13 protein-coding genes are annotated in these 19,611 nt (G+C 43.3%); 6 read left to right on the top strand and 7 right to left on the bottom strand.

Annotated elements, in window-relative coordinates; all coding sequences use genetic code 11:
* The first annotated feature begins 5 nt into the window (after positions 1-5).
* Together HCZ91_RS09755 and recD are read left to right on the top strand one after the other, a co-directional pair.
* Positions 6-4,547 (top strand): UvrD-helicase domain-containing protein, encoded by a 4,542-nt coding sequence (locus tag HCZ91_RS09755; RefSeq protein ID WP_179799200.1) that lies wholly within the window; start codon positions 6-8, stop codon positions 4,545-4,547.
* Positions 4,548-4,621: 74 nt separating this feature from the next.
* The gene (recD, locus tag HCZ91_RS09750; protein ID WP_179799199.1) at positions 4,622-6,832 is read left to right on the top strand and encodes an exodeoxyribonuclease V subunit alpha; all 2,211 of its coding nucleotides are present in this window, start codon (positions 4,622-4,624) and stop codon (positions 6,830-6,832) included.
* 105 nt (positions 6,833-6,937) lie between these two features.
* Here the strand turns inward: recD and HCZ91_RS09745 are convergent, their stop codons facing one another.
* Both HCZ91_RS09745 and HCZ91_RS09740 read right to left on the bottom strand, forming a co-directional pair.
* The gene (locus HCZ91_RS09745) at positions 6,938-7,501 is read right to left on the bottom strand and encodes a hypoxanthine-guanine phosphoribosyltransferase (RefSeq protein WP_057760160.1); all 564 of its coding nucleotides are present in this window, start codon (positions 7,499-7,501) and stop codon (positions 6,938-6,940) included.
* A 102-nt stretch (positions 7,502-7,603) separates the two neighbouring features.
* Complete coding sequence (locus tag HCZ91_RS09740) at positions 7,604-8,272, bottom strand: hypothetical protein (RefSeq protein ID WP_179799198.1); 669 nt, start codon at positions 8,270-8,272, stop codon at positions 7,604-7,606.
* A 302-nt stretch (positions 8,273-8,574) separates the two neighbouring features.
* On the opposite strand from HCZ91_RS09740, the gene HCZ91_RS09735 reads away from it, so the two are divergent.
* The 3 genes from HCZ91_RS09735 to HCZ91_RS09725 all read left to right on the top strand — a co-directional run bounded on the left by HCZ91_RS09735 (position 8,575) and on the right by HCZ91_RS09725 (position 11,794).
* Complete coding sequence (locus HCZ91_RS09735; protein WP_057760164.1) at positions 8,575-10,257, top strand: carbon starvation protein A; 1,683 nt, start codon at positions 8,575-8,577, stop codon at positions 10,255-10,257.
* Between the two features lie 115 nt (positions 10,258-10,372).
* Positions 10,373-10,684, top strand: a complete 312-nt coding sequence (locus tag HCZ91_RS09730) for a cory-CC-star protein (RefSeq protein ID WP_179799197.1) — start codon at positions 10,373-10,375, stop codon at positions 10,682-10,684.
* 72 nt (positions 10,685-10,756) lie between these two features.
* Entirely contained in the window at positions 10,757-11,794 is a 1,038-nt protein-coding gene (locus HCZ91_RS09725; protein WP_179799196.1) for an ArsA family ATPase, read from the top strand.
* Positions 11,795-11,810: 16 nt separating this feature from the next.
* Here the strand turns inward: HCZ91_RS09725 and HCZ91_RS09720 are convergent, their stop codons facing one another.
* The 3 genes from HCZ91_RS09720 to HCZ91_RS09710 form a co-directional block, all read right to left on the bottom strand.
* Positions 11,811-13,487: a DUF3482 domain-containing protein gene (locus tag HCZ91_RS09720; protein WP_179799195.1), complete on the bottom strand. Its 1,677-nt coding sequence runs from the start codon at positions 13,485-13,487 to the stop codon at positions 11,811-11,813.
* Between the two features lie 240 nt (positions 13,488-13,727).
* Complete coding sequence (locus HCZ91_RS09715) at positions 13,728-14,699, bottom strand: sterol desaturase family protein (protein WP_218870125.1); 972 nt, start codon at positions 14,697-14,699, stop codon at positions 13,728-13,730.
* A 214-nt stretch (positions 14,700-14,913) separates the two neighbouring features.
* Complete coding sequence (locus HCZ91_RS09710; RefSeq protein ID WP_179799194.1) at positions 14,914-16,314, bottom strand: DUF2868 domain-containing protein; 1,401 nt, start codon at positions 16,312-16,314, stop codon at positions 14,914-14,916.
* A 158-nt stretch (positions 16,315-16,472) separates the two neighbouring features.
* Between HCZ91_RS09710 and HCZ91_RS09705 the strand changes: the two genes are divergently transcribed.
* Positions 16,473-17,222 (top strand): SDR family oxidoreductase, encoded by a 750-nt coding sequence (locus HCZ91_RS09705; RefSeq protein ID WP_179799193.1) that lies wholly within the window; start codon positions 16,473-16,475, stop codon positions 17,220-17,222.
* A 53-nt stretch (positions 17,223-17,275) separates the two neighbouring features.
* On the opposite strand, the gene HCZ91_RS09700 is transcribed toward HCZ91_RS09705, so the two are convergent.
* On the bottom strand, positions 17,276-18,802 hold the full coding sequence (locus HCZ91_RS09700; RefSeq protein ID WP_179799192.1) for a bifunctional 2-methylcitrate dehydratase/aconitate hydratase: 1,527 nt from the start codon (positions 18,800-18,802) through the stop codon (positions 17,276-17,278).
* A gap of 144 nt (positions 18,803-18,946) precedes the next feature.
* Entirely contained in the window at positions 18,947-19,573 is a 627-nt protein-coding gene (locus HCZ91_RS09695; protein ID WP_057760177.1) for a GNAT family N-acetyltransferase, read from the bottom strand.
* Between the last annotated feature and the right edge of the window lie 38 nt (positions 19,574-19,611).

Here is a 19,611-nt window from a genome sequence, read left to right as displayed (position 1 = left end):
CCCATATGACAGACCTTAGCGATCCAACCAGTACCATTGACTTGTCTACACAACCGAATTTATTTGATGAATATTCAGATGAACTGACTTTATCTGCTGTGCCTGAGCGTAAAAATGATGTCATACCGGCAGTTGAGGTTGATCTAACGGGTAAACACCTGATTGAAGCCTCAGCGGGCACGGGCAAAACTTGGACGTTGACCGGTATTGTACTGCGCCTACTGATTGAAGCGAGACGCGCGCCAGAGCAAATCATCGCCACGACCTTTACTCGAGCTGCCGCTGCTGAAATGCGTCAACGTATCCACGATCGTTTGGTAGATTTTTATCAGCTATTACAATGGGTCAATAGCCTAAGTGCTGATACTAGCAATAAAGAGCGTTTGTACCCCAATGTATTGCAAGTTATGCCTGAGGGTAATAAAGACGCACAAGCAGATAATGACTCAAGTACTGATGCAAATGTTGAAATAGATATTAACGAGTTAAATCAAGGCCTTGCTGCTGATAAGCAAGCGGCGGCAGAGAAATGTCAACAAACAAAAAAAGACCGTGAAGATTGGCTGGTTAGTCAGGCCAAATACGTGCGTTTAGATGGCATCATGCAAGATCCTATTAACTTGCATCTCGTCGGCTATTTGCTAGATCACGTGTACAGTTACCCAATGGCCGAAGCTATCAGGCGTACTGCACTCGTATTAACCACCTTAGATAAGCTGTTCGTAGGCACGCTTGATAGCTTGGCACAAAAATGGCTGACGGAGTACAGCGGTGAAACTGGTCACCAGCAGGGTATGGGGATTATTGAAGACAGCAGTATTGAGCAGGTGACTGACAGTATTATCCATGATGAGCTGCGTCAGTTTCAGAGCCGCTTATACTATGAGCAGCCCAAACTTTACGCGCTAATGGATCAGCAAGATAAGCTGACTGCAGTTGGCGATCATAAGAAATATGTGACTCGCTCGCTTAATTTTATCTCTGCGCCGATTGATGAGATAAGGATTGAGAAAGGCTTTGACTTTGATGCATACGAAAAACTAATTAATGAGTTTTCTCAGTTAGATTTAGCCGATATTCAGCCTTACTTAAATCCTGATTATAGAAAGTCTCAAGGCTTCAATGGGCGTTCTAACTTATTTAAACAGTTTGATGCCATTGTCGAGGTGCATCAAAAGATATCAGAGTATCAGCTGACATTTAATAGCTATTTAAATGAGAGCGAGAATAAGATTCTGACATCATTGCAGGATTCTATATATCCCGATGAAGATGGCAAAATTAAGAACTTTAATAAGAATAAAGAAAAAGAGCATCAGACGCTTTTTGAATTAGAGACCATTAGCAAGTTAATGGCTATCTTAGACATGCTTGATAGTTTAAATCAGCATATTTTGTTGGTATTAGCCAACCTGAACCGTCATATTGTGCTGGCTGTTCGCAATAGGCTACCAGTTATTTTGGAAGAGCGTGGTGAGACGACCTTTAGTTTGCAGATGGTACGTTTAAACCAAGCATTGACTGGTCGTCAAGGAGATAAGCTGGCGCGTTATATTCGTCATCACTATCCTGTGGCATTGATTGACGAGTCGCAAGATATCAATGGCGAGCAAGCCATTATGATTGAAAGTATCTATTTGCCAAAGAGTAAACGTAAACAGTCGGACAATGACAAGCAATCAACCACTAAGAAAGCCAATCATGAGTTTCTGCTATTGGTTGGTGATCCCAAGCAGGCTATTTATGGGTTTCGTGGTGGCGATGTGGCCAACTATAACTATATGAAAGCCCAGTTTGATAAAAGCGCCCTTTGGACGCTTGATATCAACCGACGTTCTAATGCCGGTGTGATTAACGCATTGAACTGTTGGTTTGGTATGGCTGATGCCACAACTGCTGAGAATAAGCTGTCGCAACTAGGAACCGGTATTCATTACCAACATATCAAAGCAGCAAAACCAGAATATGAGCTGTCTTGGTTTAATGAGTCAAATAGTCTGGATGATGTGCTGGTGACAGAGGTGCTTTCTGCTCAGCCCGTGAGCTTATTGCATCTGCCTTATGACAAGGAAAAAAAGTTTGATTACGATGAACATGAGATAACAGCTCGCCATATAGCCACTTTGCTTAATAGTGGTCAGACACTCAAAGGTAAGCCGATTCAGCCCAGTGATATTGGGGTGCTGGCACGTGCCAAAAAAGATCTGAAGCGAGTTGAAGACGAGCTAGTAAAACTTAATGTGCCGACTTTGACCACCAGTGACGTCAGTATCTTTGAGACTATTATGGCAGAAGATGTGGCAGCATTGCTAAGTGCCATGCTATACCCGTATCGTCATGACATGATTAATCGGGTATTGACCAGTCATCTATATGGACTGAGTATCAAAAACATCAAAGCCATGATGACGGATCATGAGTCAGGCATTACCGAGGGTAGCAGTACATCAAGCTTCCATTCACAAAACTCTAATTCGAAAGACCTCCCAGCCAATGAAACGACTGATATTAAAAAGAGCTATCAAGACTTTATTACCTATCTAAAAGAAGGGGCACAGCGTTGGCAGCACTTTGGCATATTATCGGCGCTACATTATTTATTAGATAAAAGCCCTGTGCAGCCGCAAGGCGTTTGGCAGGACCTAGCTGCTCATCCAGAAGGTGATCGTCATATCATGGACTTGCGTCATGTAATGGACATTTTGGCGCAGTATGGCTTAGGCATGGGTGAGTATGAGTTGCTGGCGTGGTTCAGACAGCAGATAGATACAGCACCCAACAGTGATTGGGCTAAGCAATATCCGCTACCGACAGAGTCTGGTGTGCAATTGATGACTATTCATAAGTCAAAAGGGCTTGAGTTCCCTATTGTCTATGTATTGGGAATGGGTGATGCCAGTAGGAAGTCTGGTAATAAGGAAGACTATGGGCTGTACCTATATAATGCGCAACAAGCGCCTTCAGCGCTAGTGCGGCAGTCGATAGAAGTACAGCAGCCGATAGACAGTCAATCGACGGGAAATCAGCGCCGATTCTCACCACTGCAAGGCTCTGCTACTGTCGAGGGTTACTATACGGATATCGAAACACAAGAAGGTTTTGATGAGATAAAACGGCTTGGCTATGTGGCATTTACTCGAGCCAGTGAGCAACTTTATGTTGTGCTGCGAGATCCGAGTAACAAGACAGGGTTTGAGCTAAAGCCAGTGTTTTATTGGTTTGGATCGCCAGAAGCAAAATTTGAGCTACCTGACAGGCTCAAAGGTATTGTAGGCATGCTTAGAGGTCATAAAGTTAATGAGTTTTATGACAATAATTACGCAAGCAATGATGCTAACTCAGCAGGTATAAATGACAATGTTCAGATGAATGCTATCAAATCAAATGCTCATAAGCCTACGACAGAGGCTATTGAATACGCACCTTTCGCAGAGGTTATGAAAACCAATTATTTTTATGGTTGGGCTAAGACTAGTTTTACCGCCTTAGCGCGTCAGCTAGATGAGTCTACACAAGCAATGGCGATAGTGGATGAGCGTATTGATGATGCGATAGACATTGATATGACAGAGTCTTCAGTTTCTGATATTTCGTTACTTAATAACGATGGATCTAGCGAACAAAACAGTGAATTCAGTCCCAAGTTAGAAGATGATATCCGCTTCACCTTTGTAAAGGGTGCCAATGCCGGTACGTTTTTGCATGAGATATTTGAACAAATAGACTTTACCAATAAGGCTCAGTGGCCTCAGGTTATTGATAAAGCAATTAGTAGCTATCAATTGCCGCTGATATATAGCAGTGCTGAACAGCAGAGCCGCAGATCCCAAGGCAAAAAACAAAGAGATAGCGATGGGTTTGATCTTGAGTCAATAGATACAACCAAGCATGAGGCGTTAATCAATTGGATTGAAGAAGTGCTGCATGCGCCACTGTTGGCTTCCAATCAACCCTTGATTGCTCTTGATAAAGGTAAACGATTTGCCGAGTTAGAGTTCAACATGGGGTTGTCAGAGAATTTTAAAGCACAGGATATTAGTCAACTTTTTCAACAGTATTTACCTGATGAGACAGATAAACATGTCACTCTAGTGCCACAAAATAAAGCGCATCTGTATCGTTATCTACGCGGTGAGATTGACTTGGTGTATGAGCATGCTGGCAAGTATTATGTGGTCGATTATAAAAGTAACTTTCTAGGAAATAGCCTAAGCGATTACAATGAAGATACGCTCAAGAAAGCAATGTCCAAAGCAGGCTACTGGCTACAAGCAGCAATCTATCAAGTAGCATTACATCGGTTCCTTGCCATGAGAATCAGTGATTATACGGGTAACGAAGATAAGTACTTAGGCGCTGTAGAGTACGTATTTTTACGCGGTGTGTATGACCTGAATGCTCAAGTAGCTACTATGCCTACATCGCAAGATAGGGTTCAGTCTAACCACGATAGCTTGAGCAGTAATAGTTGCTATGGATTGGTCACTTGGGATATTCCTATCGACTTTATTAAAGGTCTAGATGCCTTGTTTGGCCTACCGGATTAATAAACCTTATATAGCAACTAGGTAGATAAAAATTGTTATAGCAGTTAATCAGATTGATAAGAGATAAATATACGATGAGTAATAATAACAATAAGAGCAAGTCAGCCATTAGTTTACAAGAGAGCTGGGCAAGTAACATCAGCGATTATATTTTGCTGCGCCGTCAGCAAACACATGTAGCGTATGACGCGACAAATGCAAAGACGAATGATGAGAGCAAAAAAATCAATAAGTCGGAAAACAATGACTTATTTACTGCTCTATTCGTTATTTTAGCGGCTCATTTGGAAGAGGGCCATACTGTATTAACTGTCGATACAGCCGATCATGGAGCTCCCATGCAAGGTCAGATTAATGGGGAAATAGTCACGTTATATGCATGGCAGCAGCAATTATTGGGGATACTGGCAACACCAATTTTTGCGCTGATTGATACTCAGATAAAAACGCAAATAGACACGCAATCAAACGATGATACTACAACGGAGATATCGCTATTTGTATTACTAGATACTTTGTTTGGTCAGCGAGATTACCTGTGGGCGCAGCTAGCACTTAGTAATCATGAAAAAGAGACATTGATCAAACGTTTTGATGCGATAACTACGTTATATCATCGCTTAAAAAATAGCGACTTAAATACTTTCGTTCATTCAATCCATGAGCATGCTTTATTTGCTAATGTTAATGCGAACACTAATTGTAACAACAATCAAAATAGCCTAAGCAAAGATAATCAACCGATTATTTACGACATAGCTAAAAGTGAACAAACTCGAAGTTCGAAAATCACATTTTGGTTACACCGTGCTTGGCAAGCAGAGTTTAATTTAGCAAAAAATATCAACAATATCTTAAATCAGCAAGTAAGTCCTTTACAGATAGCAATACCTGAAAACCTTCATGAGCACCAAGTGAAGGCAATCAATGTGGCGAACAATAATGCATTTAGTATCATTACTGGTGGCCCAGGGACAGGTAAAACCTACACTGTAGCTCAATTGGTTATCGCGTTACAACAGGCGACAGAAAGTAGGGGGGATGAGTCTGAACATATTAGGTTTAGCACAGACAGTGCTAGTCTAGCATTAGCAGCGCCAACGGGTAAGGCGGCCCAACGTATGCAGGAGTCTCTACAGGCGGCTTTAGACGACGCAAATGTAGAGCTACAGTTGCAAGAGGCAAAAACCATCCATCGTCTGCTAGGTATCGGTCGAACGGGTAGACCGCGCTACGATACCAACAACCCACTCGGTGAAGATATTATCATCGTTGATGAGGCATCTATGCTCGGAGTTGAGTTGGCCAATTACCTTGTGAGCGCGGTAAAGCCAGGTGCTAGGCTGATATTATTAGGCGATGCTAATCAGTTAGCAGCCGTTGATGCAGGAGCAGTATTGGCTGATCTCTGTCGCATTCCTCTACTGCAACCTATTCACGCAGAGCTAACAGAGAGCCGCAGATTTAGCGCCGAGTCAGGTATCGGTAAACTGGCCACGCAAATCAATAAAGCAGAGACAAATCTTCAAGCTATTTGGCAATTACTAAGGCAAGACGCTGCTTTGAGTTTTCAATATGTTAATACGTTACAAGCAGAGGCCATATCAAATAATAAGATAGAAAATAGCCTAAGCGGAGAAAAAATTATTTCAAGAATCTCCAATAATTACCAATCATACGTGAATGAAATTAGAAATTTACTAGAAAATCCAATAGAAAAATCCGTGCCAGAATCAGTTAAAAATACTACATCTTCGTTAATGGAAGTATTTAATCAATTTAGAATCTTAACCGCTGGCCACAATGGTGAATGGGGCGACCACTATATCAATAACTACCTCACTCAATGGCATCTTGCTGAGTTAAAGTTGCCCTTGGGTCAAAACACATGGTTCCATGGTAGACCTGTTATGATTCTACAAAATAACTATGAGCTTGGATTATTTAATGGGGATATTGGTTTCTGCTTACAAACATCAGATGAAAGAAGCCAATTAGAAGTATTCTTTGAAAATAAAACACAAGGGATTGCGGTCAACTTGCTAAATGAAGAGGTGATAGCCACGGCATATGCAATGACCATTCATAAGTCACAAGGATCTGAATTTAATCATGTTGCTATTACTTTTGATAATAGTCATGCAAGATTGCTGAGCAAAGAGCTTATCTATACAGCAGTGACTCGTGCTAAGAAGCAGGTAACGATATATAGTACCAAGCACGCTTTAGAAAAAGCAGTTCAAACACCAACTGAGCGGCATACTGGTTTGGCATTACAGTTTTAACGATTCATTCAAGTTGTTGTCGACGCAATAAGTCAGCGCAATAAAAAAGCATCCAATTTGGATGCTTTTTTAGGACTTAACTATTTCAATCAATTAAGTCTAGAATTAAACTTTGTCTTCTTTGATTGCATAGATACCTGGCAGGTGACGCAAGTAACCATGGAAATCCATACCACAACCGTAAACATAGCGATCTGCAACATCAATACCCACAAAATCTACGTCAAAATCTGCAACTTTGCGATCATGTTGCTTGTTAAGCAAGACACAAGACTCAAGTGATAGAGGCTTTTCTTTGCTTAATTCTTCAACAACTGCTTTTAGGGTAATACCTTCGTCAAAGATGTCGTCAATCAACAATACGTGCTCACCTTCGATACTAACATCAGGCTTGAATTTCCAATCAAGCTCGTTAGTACCTTCGTTATCACGATAACGAGTCGCATGGATATAGTGCATGCGATGGTAGAACGTAAGATGTGTCAGTAGTTGACCAGCTGGGATCAAGCCGCCGTTCATCACGACCATGACAATTGGGTTTAGACCAGCATAATGTAGATTGAGCTGAGCGGCCAAACGCTCATAAGCAGCAGCTACTTCGATACTGCTGATAAGGCACTCTGAGTTGCGTAAGGTTTTTTCAATTTCTTGGTTACTGATTTGGGTCATCGGGTGCGCCTTTGGTAAAAAGTGCCGCTTATTTTAGCAAATTTTAGTGAATTTGCCCAACGTCATATGACTTTTGGGACAAAATTAATCCAACTTTTAGGGTTATTCTGGCTTTTCTATAATAAATGGACGGTAATAATTGGCCAATCTATTCAATGAGTCATTTGGTAGGTCAGGTAATAGCTTATTAAGTGCCATACTCATGCCTTTATCAATTGCCGATTTGGCAACTGGAACTGACTTACGTTTGATCATGCCTAGCTTTAATGTCTCGGCATAACGACTGATAAAATGGGTCAATGTTTCTTCGTTCATGGTTTCGAGTGCTGTTTTAAATTTGGCTCTATCTACCTGTTCAGGCGTGATAGCAGCAAACCCTTCAGTGATGGTATTGGCATCTTTTTCTGACAGTTTAAAGCCAACACGTTTAATGCCTTCATTATCAATAAAGGTTGCATGATCTCTTAGAAAATGAAAACTTGGTAACACGTCTTTGTTGTTTTCTTTACCTAGTAAGATATTAAGCAAAGTATCTGTCGCGCGTTCAATCGTTCCAACAATTTTACGCATAGAGGCTTGGCGCTCAGGGTTAGGAATAATCTCTACCAAACCAACCAATAAATTATCAGTAAGATCGCGCGCTGTCTGATGCGTAAGAGCATCGCGATAAGGGTAGTACTCTACATTCTCATTTGAAGCAACGACTTGTTCGGCCTCACTGATTAAAGCTTTTAGTTTATCTGAGGGTACGAATCCAAAATAATGTGCCATTGCACTTCCTTTATTTGTTGTTTTTTATGTCTTACTTGCGTTACATTTATCACCAAATCGGTTATTATTCAAACAAAGTTTTAGTCTCAGGCTCATCACACCAAATGCTGATTAGTGACATGCCCTAGTTATAAGATAAATGACTTTGTTGATTGGTAATAATTTTGCAAATTGCTAGAATTTACCTAAACGATAGATGAGCTGAGTCACTCATTGCACACTAATTTAGCATATTTTTCATATTTTAATTCAAAAAGCTTGAACTTATAAGGCTATTGACTACTTGTCTAGGGAGAGATGAGATGAATAGTGCTATTGTACTACTATTCGCCGTTGCCGCTATGCTCTGCGGCTACGTATTTTATTCAAAATTTATCGCCACCAAAATTTTAGCATTGGACAACAGCCGTCCTACACCCGCACATACGATGAAAGATGGGATCGATTATGTTCCTACCAATAAGTATGTATTGTGGGGGCATCACTTTACGTCAGTGGCAGGGGCTGCACCAATTATCGGTCCTGCCATTGCAGTTATTTGGGGCTGGGTGCCTGCCATTATTTGGGTAGTGGTAGGTACTATCTTTATGGCTGGCGTACATGATATGTCTGCTATTTGGGCAAGTATGCGTAATAGAGGGCAGTCGATTGGTTCTATCGCTGGTACTGTCATGGGCACACGTGTCCGCAGCTTGATGATGGTTGTCATTTTCTTATTACTACTGATGGTCAATGCTGTATTTGGCGTAGCTATTGCCAATATGATGATTAAGACGCCATCTGCGGTATTGCCAGTTTGGGGTGCCTTAGTGGTTGCCTTTATCATCGGGCAATGTATCTATCGCTACAATATGAATCTGGTCTGGGTGTCCATTATCGGGGTAACGGCCTTGTACGGGCTTATTTATCTTGGCCCTATGTTCCCGATTGTGTTACCTGAAACCGTGATGGGTTTACCTGATAACGCAGTATGGATCTTGATCTTGTTCGCCTATGCGGCGATTGCGTCGTTGTTGCCCGTATGGATGCTGCTTCAACCTCGTGATTATATTAATGGCTTACAGTTATTTGTCGGTTTGATTTTATTGTATGCTGCTATTTTTATTGGCACGCCTAATATTGTCGCGCCAGCCGTTAACACTGCATTACCAGCCGATACACCATCACTGCTGCCATTGTTGTTTGTGACAATTGCTTGTGGTGCCATATCAGGATTCCATGGTTTGGTCGCCACAGGGACTACTTCTAAGCAAATTGATAAAGAAGAAGACGTTCGTTTCGTTGGTTACTTTGGTGCATTGGGCGAGGGTATGCTAGCGCTTGGGGCAATCCTTGCAGCAACCGCAGGTTTTGCAACTCTTGGTGACTGGCAAGCGGTCTACCAAAAGTTCGGTGATGGCTCTATCGGTGCTTTCATTGACGGCGGTGCGACCATCTTGAATGCAGGCGTTGGTATCGATATGGTGCTATCACAGACCATGCTTACAGTAATGGCTGCATTGTTTGCTGGTACGACGATGGATACTGGCGTACGTTTACAACGTTATATCTTCCAAGAATTTGGTGAATTTTATAATTTGCCCGTACTCAATAAGAGTGTCGTTGCAACGTTACTTGCTGTCGGAAGCTGTTTGTTATTAGCGTTCGGTGCTGGTGGTATCGATGGCGCGGGCGGTATGATCATTTGGCCGCTATTTGGTACAACCAACCAGTTAATGGCTGCCTTAACCTTGATGATCGTTACCATTATCTTGTTACGTAAGGGTAAGCCAGTTTGGTACACCTTAGCACCATTGTCGTTCTTGTTGGTTATGACTGTTTTTGCACTATTGATTCAGCTCAAAACCTTCTTTACTGATGGTAATTGGCTACTTATTATTATGGATATTATTATCTTAATCGCGACCATTTTGGTGACGTTTGAGAGTTTGTCTGTACTACGAAAAGAGTGGTCACTACATAAAGGTAAAAGCGGTGAAGTTTAAACATTAACCCATATTGAGTGTCTGTTTAATAAAAAACGCTAGCAGCAATTGCTGGCGTTTTTTGTATCATATAGGCATGATAGATCATAAGAATTAAGTAAAATACGAGCACATTATGGAAAATGAAAACACATCGAATGATATAGAAAACGTTCAACCATTAGAGAACACTCAACCATGGTGGCAACGGTTTAAGAGTGGATTAAATGAGTTTTATCATGCGCCTTATCGTCAGACAATGGCACGCGCGGCACGTGATGAAGAAGATTTTTTTATGTTGCTTATGTTTGCTGAGAGTTTGGGGATTGATAATCCCGCCAGCTTTTATACATTAGAGTTGCAACCTCTATTTTTAGAGAACTTTCATGAGTGGCATACACGTATGGGGATGGATAGATGTCCATTTGACCACGTCGGCTGCTGCTAACAGTAGTGGGTTGACTATATAAACAGTAGCCAAGCATTTATTAGATAATGAGACAAAATACGAGATAACAATATGGCATTACACCCTTTACATGGATTGGTAGAGCAGTTAAAGACACAACCGATTATATTTATCGGCGGCAAAGGTGGTGTAGGGAAGACCACCACTGCAGCAGCCCTAGCCAGCAATTATGCAAGCCAGCAACAAAAAACCTTAATTGTCTCAACCGATCCGGCACATAGTTTGGGTGATGTATTGAATGTACGACTCAATAATGAGACAACGGTAATATCACCTTATCTAGATGCGATTGAGTTAAATCCTGACGTGATTGTCGATGAACATTTTGCTCAAGTCGAACGTACGATTAAAGCTTATGCCAACCCAGATATGATGCCAAAAATTCGTGAGCATCTGAGGCTATCTAAGTCGGCACCTGGCGCCCAAGAAGCCGCGATGCTCGAATCTATGTGTCATCATTTAGTCGAAGCGGCAGATGCTGGGTATGAACACATTATCTTTGATACCGCACCGACAGGTCATACTTTGCGATTATTGGTATTACCAGAAATGATGGGAGCATGGACGGATGGGCTGCTTGCACAGCAGCGACGACAGGCCAAACTACGTTCGGTGGCGACACACTTGGATAGTCACAATCAGAAAAACAATCAAAAACAGAGCACGCAAAAGAACGACGTGGCCAATCCGTTTGCAGCCAAAAAATCAGACCGCTGGGAGCAAGCTGTCTCCGTATTAGAAAAGCGCAAGCAATTGTTCCGCCAAGCAGGGTTGCTACTACATGACCGTACACAAACAGCGATTGTGTTGGTGATGACTGCTGACGTCTTACCATTGGCTGAGACCAAGCGCGCTATCGAGCAATTAGAAGACAGTAAGCTCATGCCAGCAGCAATCGTCATTAATCAGCTGATATCAACAACGCAGTCGGATGAGTTTTGGCGACGCCGTGCTAAGCGTCAGCAGCATTTGCTGCAGGATATCGAACAAAGCTTTACCAAGTACCCGCTGTATCCGATTTACCTGCAACAGACAGATGTACGTGGTACTGATGCATTGAGTGCGTTGTTAAGTGCACAGGGTGCATAGATAGTTAGCTAGTAATTTATGACTCACGCTTATACGACTGTAGTTTACCTGACAGCGACCATGCCATGTCTGTGCGTAATAACTGAGCTTGTTCGGACTTGCCGCTGCTAAGCGACGACCATTGTGGTTTACCACGCGCTTTTTTGAGCTCACTTGGTAATTTATGAGTTGGCCATACAGTAATTGGATTATTGTCTTCATCTTCATGGTTAATGTCGTTAGTTAGCGACGTTCCAAGACTGCTGTTTTCGCCTTTATATAATAACTGAGTGGCATCTGTAGCAGCATGACCACGATGGCGTAATGCAGTAAGTAAGTCTAATGCTCGCGTTGCTAATAGCGTCAACGTAGCAGGATCGATATATAAGCGTTTTACCCCAGTAATCCTATCGGCAATACTGCTGGTATTCGATAGCAACCCGCCTGCGATCCCACCTATTGCGGCACCCAATCCAAGGGTCGTACCTAGGGCTGCTGCATCGATACCTAATCCTAGAAGCGCACCAGCTGCTGCACCAGAAGTGGTACGAATACCGTAGCTCTTGAGAAGTTCAGGGTCGAAAGGATCTTGTTGATAGGCTTGTAGTTCAAGCGGTGTTGCTGCGACGGCATTGTCATAAAACTTATAAAGGTTAAGTAAGTTATGCTGCATCGCACGCTCACTTTGCCTGACCGCTTCTTGCATTTGCTGTAGTACAGGCAGTGGGTCGTCATCTTCATTGATCTCGCGCACAAAGGCAGCAACATTCAATAAAAAATCAGCGATGATGATATTGGCCTCATCATACAGCTGAGCCCAGTCTTCCGTTCGACGTTGCATCAGCTGCTCAAGCATCTCAGAGTGGGTGAGCATGGTGGCTAGGTTTTTCCATAGGCGCATCTCATCTTCAAACTCAAACGCGACCGAATCGAAACGCGTTGAAATATGCAGATTGCGTCTTGCCAGCATCGTTTGCCAGTCGTCGATATTAGCATTCTGGCTGTCTGTAAAATTAAAAACAGGCATGACGGGGATAGCAGCCCAAGACAAAATCGATAGCTCGTCTTTATATTTACCCAATACAGGCTCACGAGCATCTACCACGTAAATGGCCATATCACTTGTCAGCAGCTGACGAATTACTTTGGCTTCTTGACTATAATCATAGGGCAAGTCATAGCTGTCTGAACCTTGAGCGACATCCGCCGCCAAAAACTGTTGCAGACGTTCAATACCATCACGGCGACTGGCAGTGTTGTCCTCTAGCCAGTCCATAAGCCCTGAAGCATCTTCCAGACCAGGCGTATCGTATAGTGCTACCAGCACCTCACCAGTTCGACTGTCTGTCAGCTGTGCTTGCTCAACGTGACGCGTGGTCGCAGCTTCGTTTTTGACTTCACCAAAATATACGTCTCGCAATAACGTGCGCAGTATAGAGGTTTTACCCGTATTGGTATGACCAACAACGGCCAATTTGAGCGGTTCACCACTGGCGATGGTTTTCTTTGTTACCCTTGACACTGGTGCTGTCGTTGCTGATGCTTCGGTTGATACAGGTTGATTATCCTGAGTAGCTATTGACTGAGCTACTGTGTATTTTGATGTGTTGTCTGAAGGATGATTTGAGACATCAGAAGTTGGCTCATAAGCTTTGTCCGCAAAGAGACCTGCAGGCTTATTATTTTCATGATTATTTTTATTGTCATTATTCATAGTAACGTCTTATATTTATTGATGATCGAAATACATAGTAGCCATTTATTGTAAAACAAATCTGATTGGGTATCGGTTATGAATGCGTATTGCCCATATCATAAATCGTAATCTACGCATTTATAATCATACTCTAGTCGGTTCAATATACTTTGAATACAAGGAAGACGAGTGAAAGCACTACAAGTAGTAGTCTAAGCGAGACTGACACCGTATCCAATTTATAGAGAATTGACTATATTAGACAGCACTAGGTGGACGCAGTAGTACCTTGAGCTTTTTCTTAACACCTTTGGCACGAAAAAACCGCTGCCACATACGGTAAAAGACGCCAAATATCAGGCTGATGATATTGTCGTGACTGGTTTCACCAACGGCACCGTATTTAACTGGGTTGTTGATAGTATCTTCTTCTACATAAGTACCAAACCAGCGATCAAAAATAATGAGAACACCGCCGTAATTTTGGTCAATATATTCGTCGTTGGTGCCATGATGGGCACGGTGATTGGATGGGGTATCAAAAACATACTCAACCCATTTTGGAAATTTTCCGACAGTTTCGGTATGGATAAAGAACTGATAAATCAAATCTAAGGCATAAAAAAAGAATACCCAGACAGGATGCACGCCCAACATCATCAGTGGGACAAAGAATAACCACCAACCCGTCACTGAGTACAAAAGGCTTTGACGCATGGCAGTGGACAAATTCATATGGTCATCTGAATGATGCACGACATGCGCTGACCAAAACCAATTCATACGGTGTGACGCACGATGGAACCAGTAATAGCTAAACTCAACCGCGACGAATATAGGGATGGCGGTAAGCCATGTCACCTCAATAGTAAATAGGCGATATTGATATAACCATAAGCAGATAGGTATGACGATAAGCGCTTGGGCAATCAATTCAAACCCTAGATAAGAGCCACCCAAGCTAAAATTGGTCATCGCACGACGCCAACTAAAGCTTTTACTATTGCCGCGCTTGGACTGATATAGCCATTCTGCCAAAAATAACAAGAAAAATGGACCGCCAGCCAGCGGAAGCAGCCACTCTTGCCAATACGCGGGCAGAATGCTCGCCAGCAGTGGCTGCCACGACTCTGGCGCAGCCGTTAAGATACTTTGGTTTAACGCCTCTCGGTAACCATCCAATAGTTGACCATACTGACCTAGGGCCATAAGGGAATTGTCTGCTGCCATCTTGGGCTCCTAGCCACTATAAAACATCCTTGTCATCTTGATATGACGTCACAGCTATCAAAATGTATTCTAACTACTGTTATATCAATAAGTCTTTAAGCCTGTCTGAGGTTATAGACCTATAATATTTATTTATTGTATATCATACCAGTCATAATGATAAGTTCATATATGAACAACAGATTAAAAGTAATAGATTAAAAATTAGAATGTATTAAGTATCTATATCAACCAATCCAATTTTTCGTGCAGAGAGCGCTGTTTGCCATTGTTGATAGCGAACCGTTTGTTTGTCTGACGGCTCATCATCGGTACGTGCGTCAGTTAAGTCAGCAGCAGAGTTGGTATCGCTAAGCAGTTGTACGATAAGCCCATCTTTTGCATGAGCAGCGATTTGATCGAGTTTGCGTAGCGTACCGCGGTCGGGCAGTGCATTGCTATGGATGCCAAGCAAGACTTGCACCGGATGCGCATCTAGATAGTTTTTAAGCCGTGTCATATCATCACGATCATCAACGATACCAAAATTCTCAACTTCGCTTGAGTGTTCAAAACCATGGTTGCTGCTATCAAGCCCTGACTGCCACCATTTGTCCTGATTTGCAGGGTATTCAAGCAGCGCAACTAACTTCTTGCCCGCACTGACCGTCGCTTTTGGAGCGATAGGGGCTGGTGCCTCAGTAAAGTCATCAGCATCCACCACGTGCCGCTGCCAAAAGTTTAGGATTTTTTGATAATAGGGCTGTTTGATATCCAAACGCATTTTTTTGCGGCGGAACATCAATGCACAGAACGCCCATGCTATCGCGCGCGGTACAATGCCGTACATTAGCAAGCTACCAACTAGTAACCTTGCCCATTGCCTTGCAACAGACAGCGGCATCGCTTCGGTGACAAGCCTGCTCTGTGCGATCGCTGTGCTGTCTGGCACACCAAATCCCACCATACTAGGTAGCCAGCCTAATACTTGAGTCAAGCTCACCAGCGCCTGATCAGAGAGTAATGTTGACTCCCAGCTAAAGCTATACTGACGTACAATCAGCAAAAATATAATTGCAAGCAGCATACCGGTCAATGTCGCAAGCCACAACTGATGGCTAAACCGCCCCAAATACCAACGCATACCGCTGTGCTGCAACTGGCGTTCATACAGATCGACAGCCGCTTTGGTCACATCGTCTTTACCGCGTATAAGGTAGCTTGGACTGACAAAGCTGGCAAACCAACTGGGTGCTTGTTGGTCTCGATTGATGAGTGTCATGACCAGCCAACCACCAAGCATGATAGTGTGGAACCCAAGCAAGCAGACCAGTACATAAAAGAAATTCACGACGTTGGACTGCAAGAGGGTAAATAATCCCAAAAATCCTGAGAGGCACCACACCACACTCATGACAATCATAATGCCTTTTATACGACCATCAATTTTACCAAGCACCCGAGCGAGCGCCCCATTGCTATCGATACGGGATGCACGTCTGTGCAGTTTTTGGATAGGTGTGCCATCCTTACCCTGTAGCTTTTCAGTGATAAGTAACGGGTCAGTAGCAAATACATGCTGATCGCGCTCTAAGGCACGTACTAGTTCGGTCAATTGGTCTTGAGGTGATAGCATAAGGCGCTGATATCCGTATAAAAACATCAATATAAAAATAAGATACAACAAAACGTCGGTTTAATCGCTAGCAATTATTGTAGCGTATATTGACTATAGCAAACCCTCATAAAATCAGCCAAAATAAATAAAGACTTATAAACAAGGAAAAGTATCACATGAATGACAAAATTTACCTGATTATCGGTGGTACAGGCGGTATTGGTCAAGCTATTGTCCAACAGCTGGTGCAAGCTAATCACAGCCATAGTGTACAAATATTTGCCACTTATCATCGCACTGAACCGAATGTTGAAACAGAAAATCTGCACTGGCTACCGATGGATATCTGCGATGAGGACAGCATCGAAAAAGCGGCTGATACCATCAAGCAGACAGTCGGTCATATAGATTGGGTCATTAACTGCGTGGGGTTATTGCATACAGATACCGCGCAGCCAGAGAAAGCGCTGCGACAAATGGATACCGAGTTTTTTTTGCAAAATATGCAAATCAATGCGCTAGCAGGATTGCTCATCGCCAAGCACATTAAGCCATTATTCGCCAAAGCTAAACGCAGCGCTGAGAATCCAGCGATTTTTGCGACCATATCAGCCCGTGTTGGCAGTATTACTGACAATCAGCTTGGCGGTTGGTATAGCTATAGAATGAGTAAGGCGGCGCTTAATATGGGCATGAAAAATCTAAGTATCGAATGGGGTAGGTCACTAAAAGACGTCTGCGTGGTTGTCATGCAACCAGGCACTGTTGACACCCAACTCTCCGCACCGTTCCAAGGCAATGTCGCTGAAGGACATCTGTTCTCACCAGCGTATAGCGCGGAGTGCTTATTAGATGTGCTATCAGGTATGACAGTTGCTCAATCAGGCAGCTTTGTCGATTGGGCGGGAGAGCTCATACCTTGGTAGTAGGTATATTCGCTAAATAAGACCATAAAAGATGCGCCGTTAATCAGCCCTAGTTAGTAAGCCATAAATAAATCCATAAACTCATTTACCGGTGTTTGCGTAAGCTTTTCTTGATCGTCACACAATTCAATGATCTGCTGACAACGGCTGTCGACAAAGCGAGTTGCCAGACTGGCACGGAACTTTGCCTCTAATACAGGAATGCCTTCGGCGCGGCGGCGTTTATGACCGATAGGATATTCAATGGCAACTTTTTCTGTGCTACTACCATCTGCAAAAAATATTTGAATGGCATTGGCGATAGAGCGCTTACTGGGATCATGATAGTCCTTTGAGTACTGTACGTTTTCTTCTACTACCATTTTGCCGCGTAGCTCATCAATAGATAGATGCTCCTCGTGATAGTCGTCCTCGTAGTGCTCTGCCATTAGATCACCCATCAATAGTGGCACGGCTACCATATACTGTAAGCAATGATCACGATCAGCTGGGTTGGCAAGCGCGCCTTCTTTTGAGATGATGCGAATCGCTGAGTCATGCGTGGTCAAAACAATTTTTTCGATATCATCCACTCGGCCTTTGACATGTGGATGCAAAATGACCGCTGCTTCACAAGCGGTCTGGGCGTGAAATTCAGCAGGAAAGCTTATTTTGAATAAAATATTTTCCAGCACGTAACTGCCAAAATCACGCTGAAAGGTAAAACGGCGCTCGTCTTGTGGCTTTGTGGCCAGATCGTGATTGGTATGGCTGAACAGCACATCATAAAATCCCCACTGCGGTGCGGTTAATGCGCCTGGGATACCCATCTCGCCGCGCGCGGTGATATCTACTAGGCGTACTGCACGACTGGTTGCATCACCGGCTGCCCATGATTTTCTACTACCAGCGTTGGGGGCATGGCGATAGGTGCGCAGTGCCTGACCATCAACGAGGGCTTGCGAGATGGCTGCCATGATGCGCTCACGGGGTAGCTGGTAGAGTTTGGCAACCACCGCAGTTGAAGCCAGTTTGACCAAAAACACATGATCCAGGCCCACACGGTTGAATGAGTTTTCAAGTGCGAGTACGCCTTGAATTTCATGCGCCATGATCATCGCCTCAAGCACAGTTTTCATTGTAAGCGGCGCCTGTCCTTGGCTGATGTTTTTCTGACTGATATAGTCCGCGACCGCCAAGATACCACCTAAATTATCGGAAGGATGACCCCATTCGGCAGCGAGCCACGTGTCATTGTAGTCAAGCCAGCGTACGATACAGCCGATATCAAAAGCGGCTTTGATTGGGTCTAGCCGATAAGATGTACCAGGAACGCGCGCGCCATGCGGTGTTATTTGGTCGGGGCAATTAGGGCCTAAGTGCTTGGTACACTCAGGAAAGCGCAGCGCCAGTAGGCCACAGCCGATAGTGTCCATCAAGCAGTGACGTGCAGTGTTCCATGCTTCAGCAGCGTTCGGTGACTCGTCATCTATTGAATAATTAAGCACATAATCGGCAATCCTTTGGATTTCGACGTCGTATTCCGGACGGACATTGCTCTCTACCGTCGCATTTTTTGTATTTGAATGGTCGTTTGACATGGTTGTGTCCTCTTCCTTGAGTGTGCCGCTTTATTAACCAATGATTCTGGTTATCCTTTTAAAGCCATCGTCATTTAAAAGTAGCATACTCAATATAGAACAACCAATTTGAATTATGTTAAGAATTAAGACGTTAGCAGCGATCTAAATCATTAAGTACAACAGACCTAAAACAAACAAAGCGGCCATGATAAACAGCAGGAAACTTAAAACTTTGGTCGTGGTTGATGCAGTATCCGTACTCTCTTTTTTGATTTTGTTTTTCTTTGCAACGTATAGCACCATTTTTACATGCTCGATATTGTCCTCGAGATAATGCTCGCCTTCAGGCACAAAACCTAACGACTCGTAAAAACTCAGTAAGTAAACCTGTGCTGAGATGATAATCGGACGCTTTTTACCGTACTTTTTTCGGCACTGTGCAATAGCCTGATTCATCATCTGCCGTGCTAGGCCATCACCTCTATGCTCCGATAGCACAAGCACTCTACCGATAGCAGGCATCGCAGTGTGGTTGGTCTTAATCGCAGGATCAGCTACTGATAGGTTGGATTTTAGCTTATTAAACTCAGGTGGGATAATACGGCAATAGCCCACCAATGCTGCGTTTTGATGAGCGATTAGGTGCAAGCAATCAAAATCCACTTCATCCATATCTTGATAGGCACAGTTTTGTTCGACGACAAACACTTGCGAGCGCGCCTTTAAAATATGATAAAGATCAACTGAGGTCAGCTCGTCAAAGGTTTTTAGAGAAAATTCACAAGTCATAATGGGCTAGCTTCTGGCAATAGGCAGTAAAAGATTGG

Source organism: Psychrobacter sp. BI730 (genome assembly GCF_013414195.1).
Classification (GTDB): Bacteria; Pseudomonadota; Gammaproteobacteria; order Pseudomonadales; family Moraxellaceae; genus Psychrobacter.
Note: the sequence above shows the minus strand (reverse complement) of the source record. Positions and strands in the feature narration are given on the sequence as shown.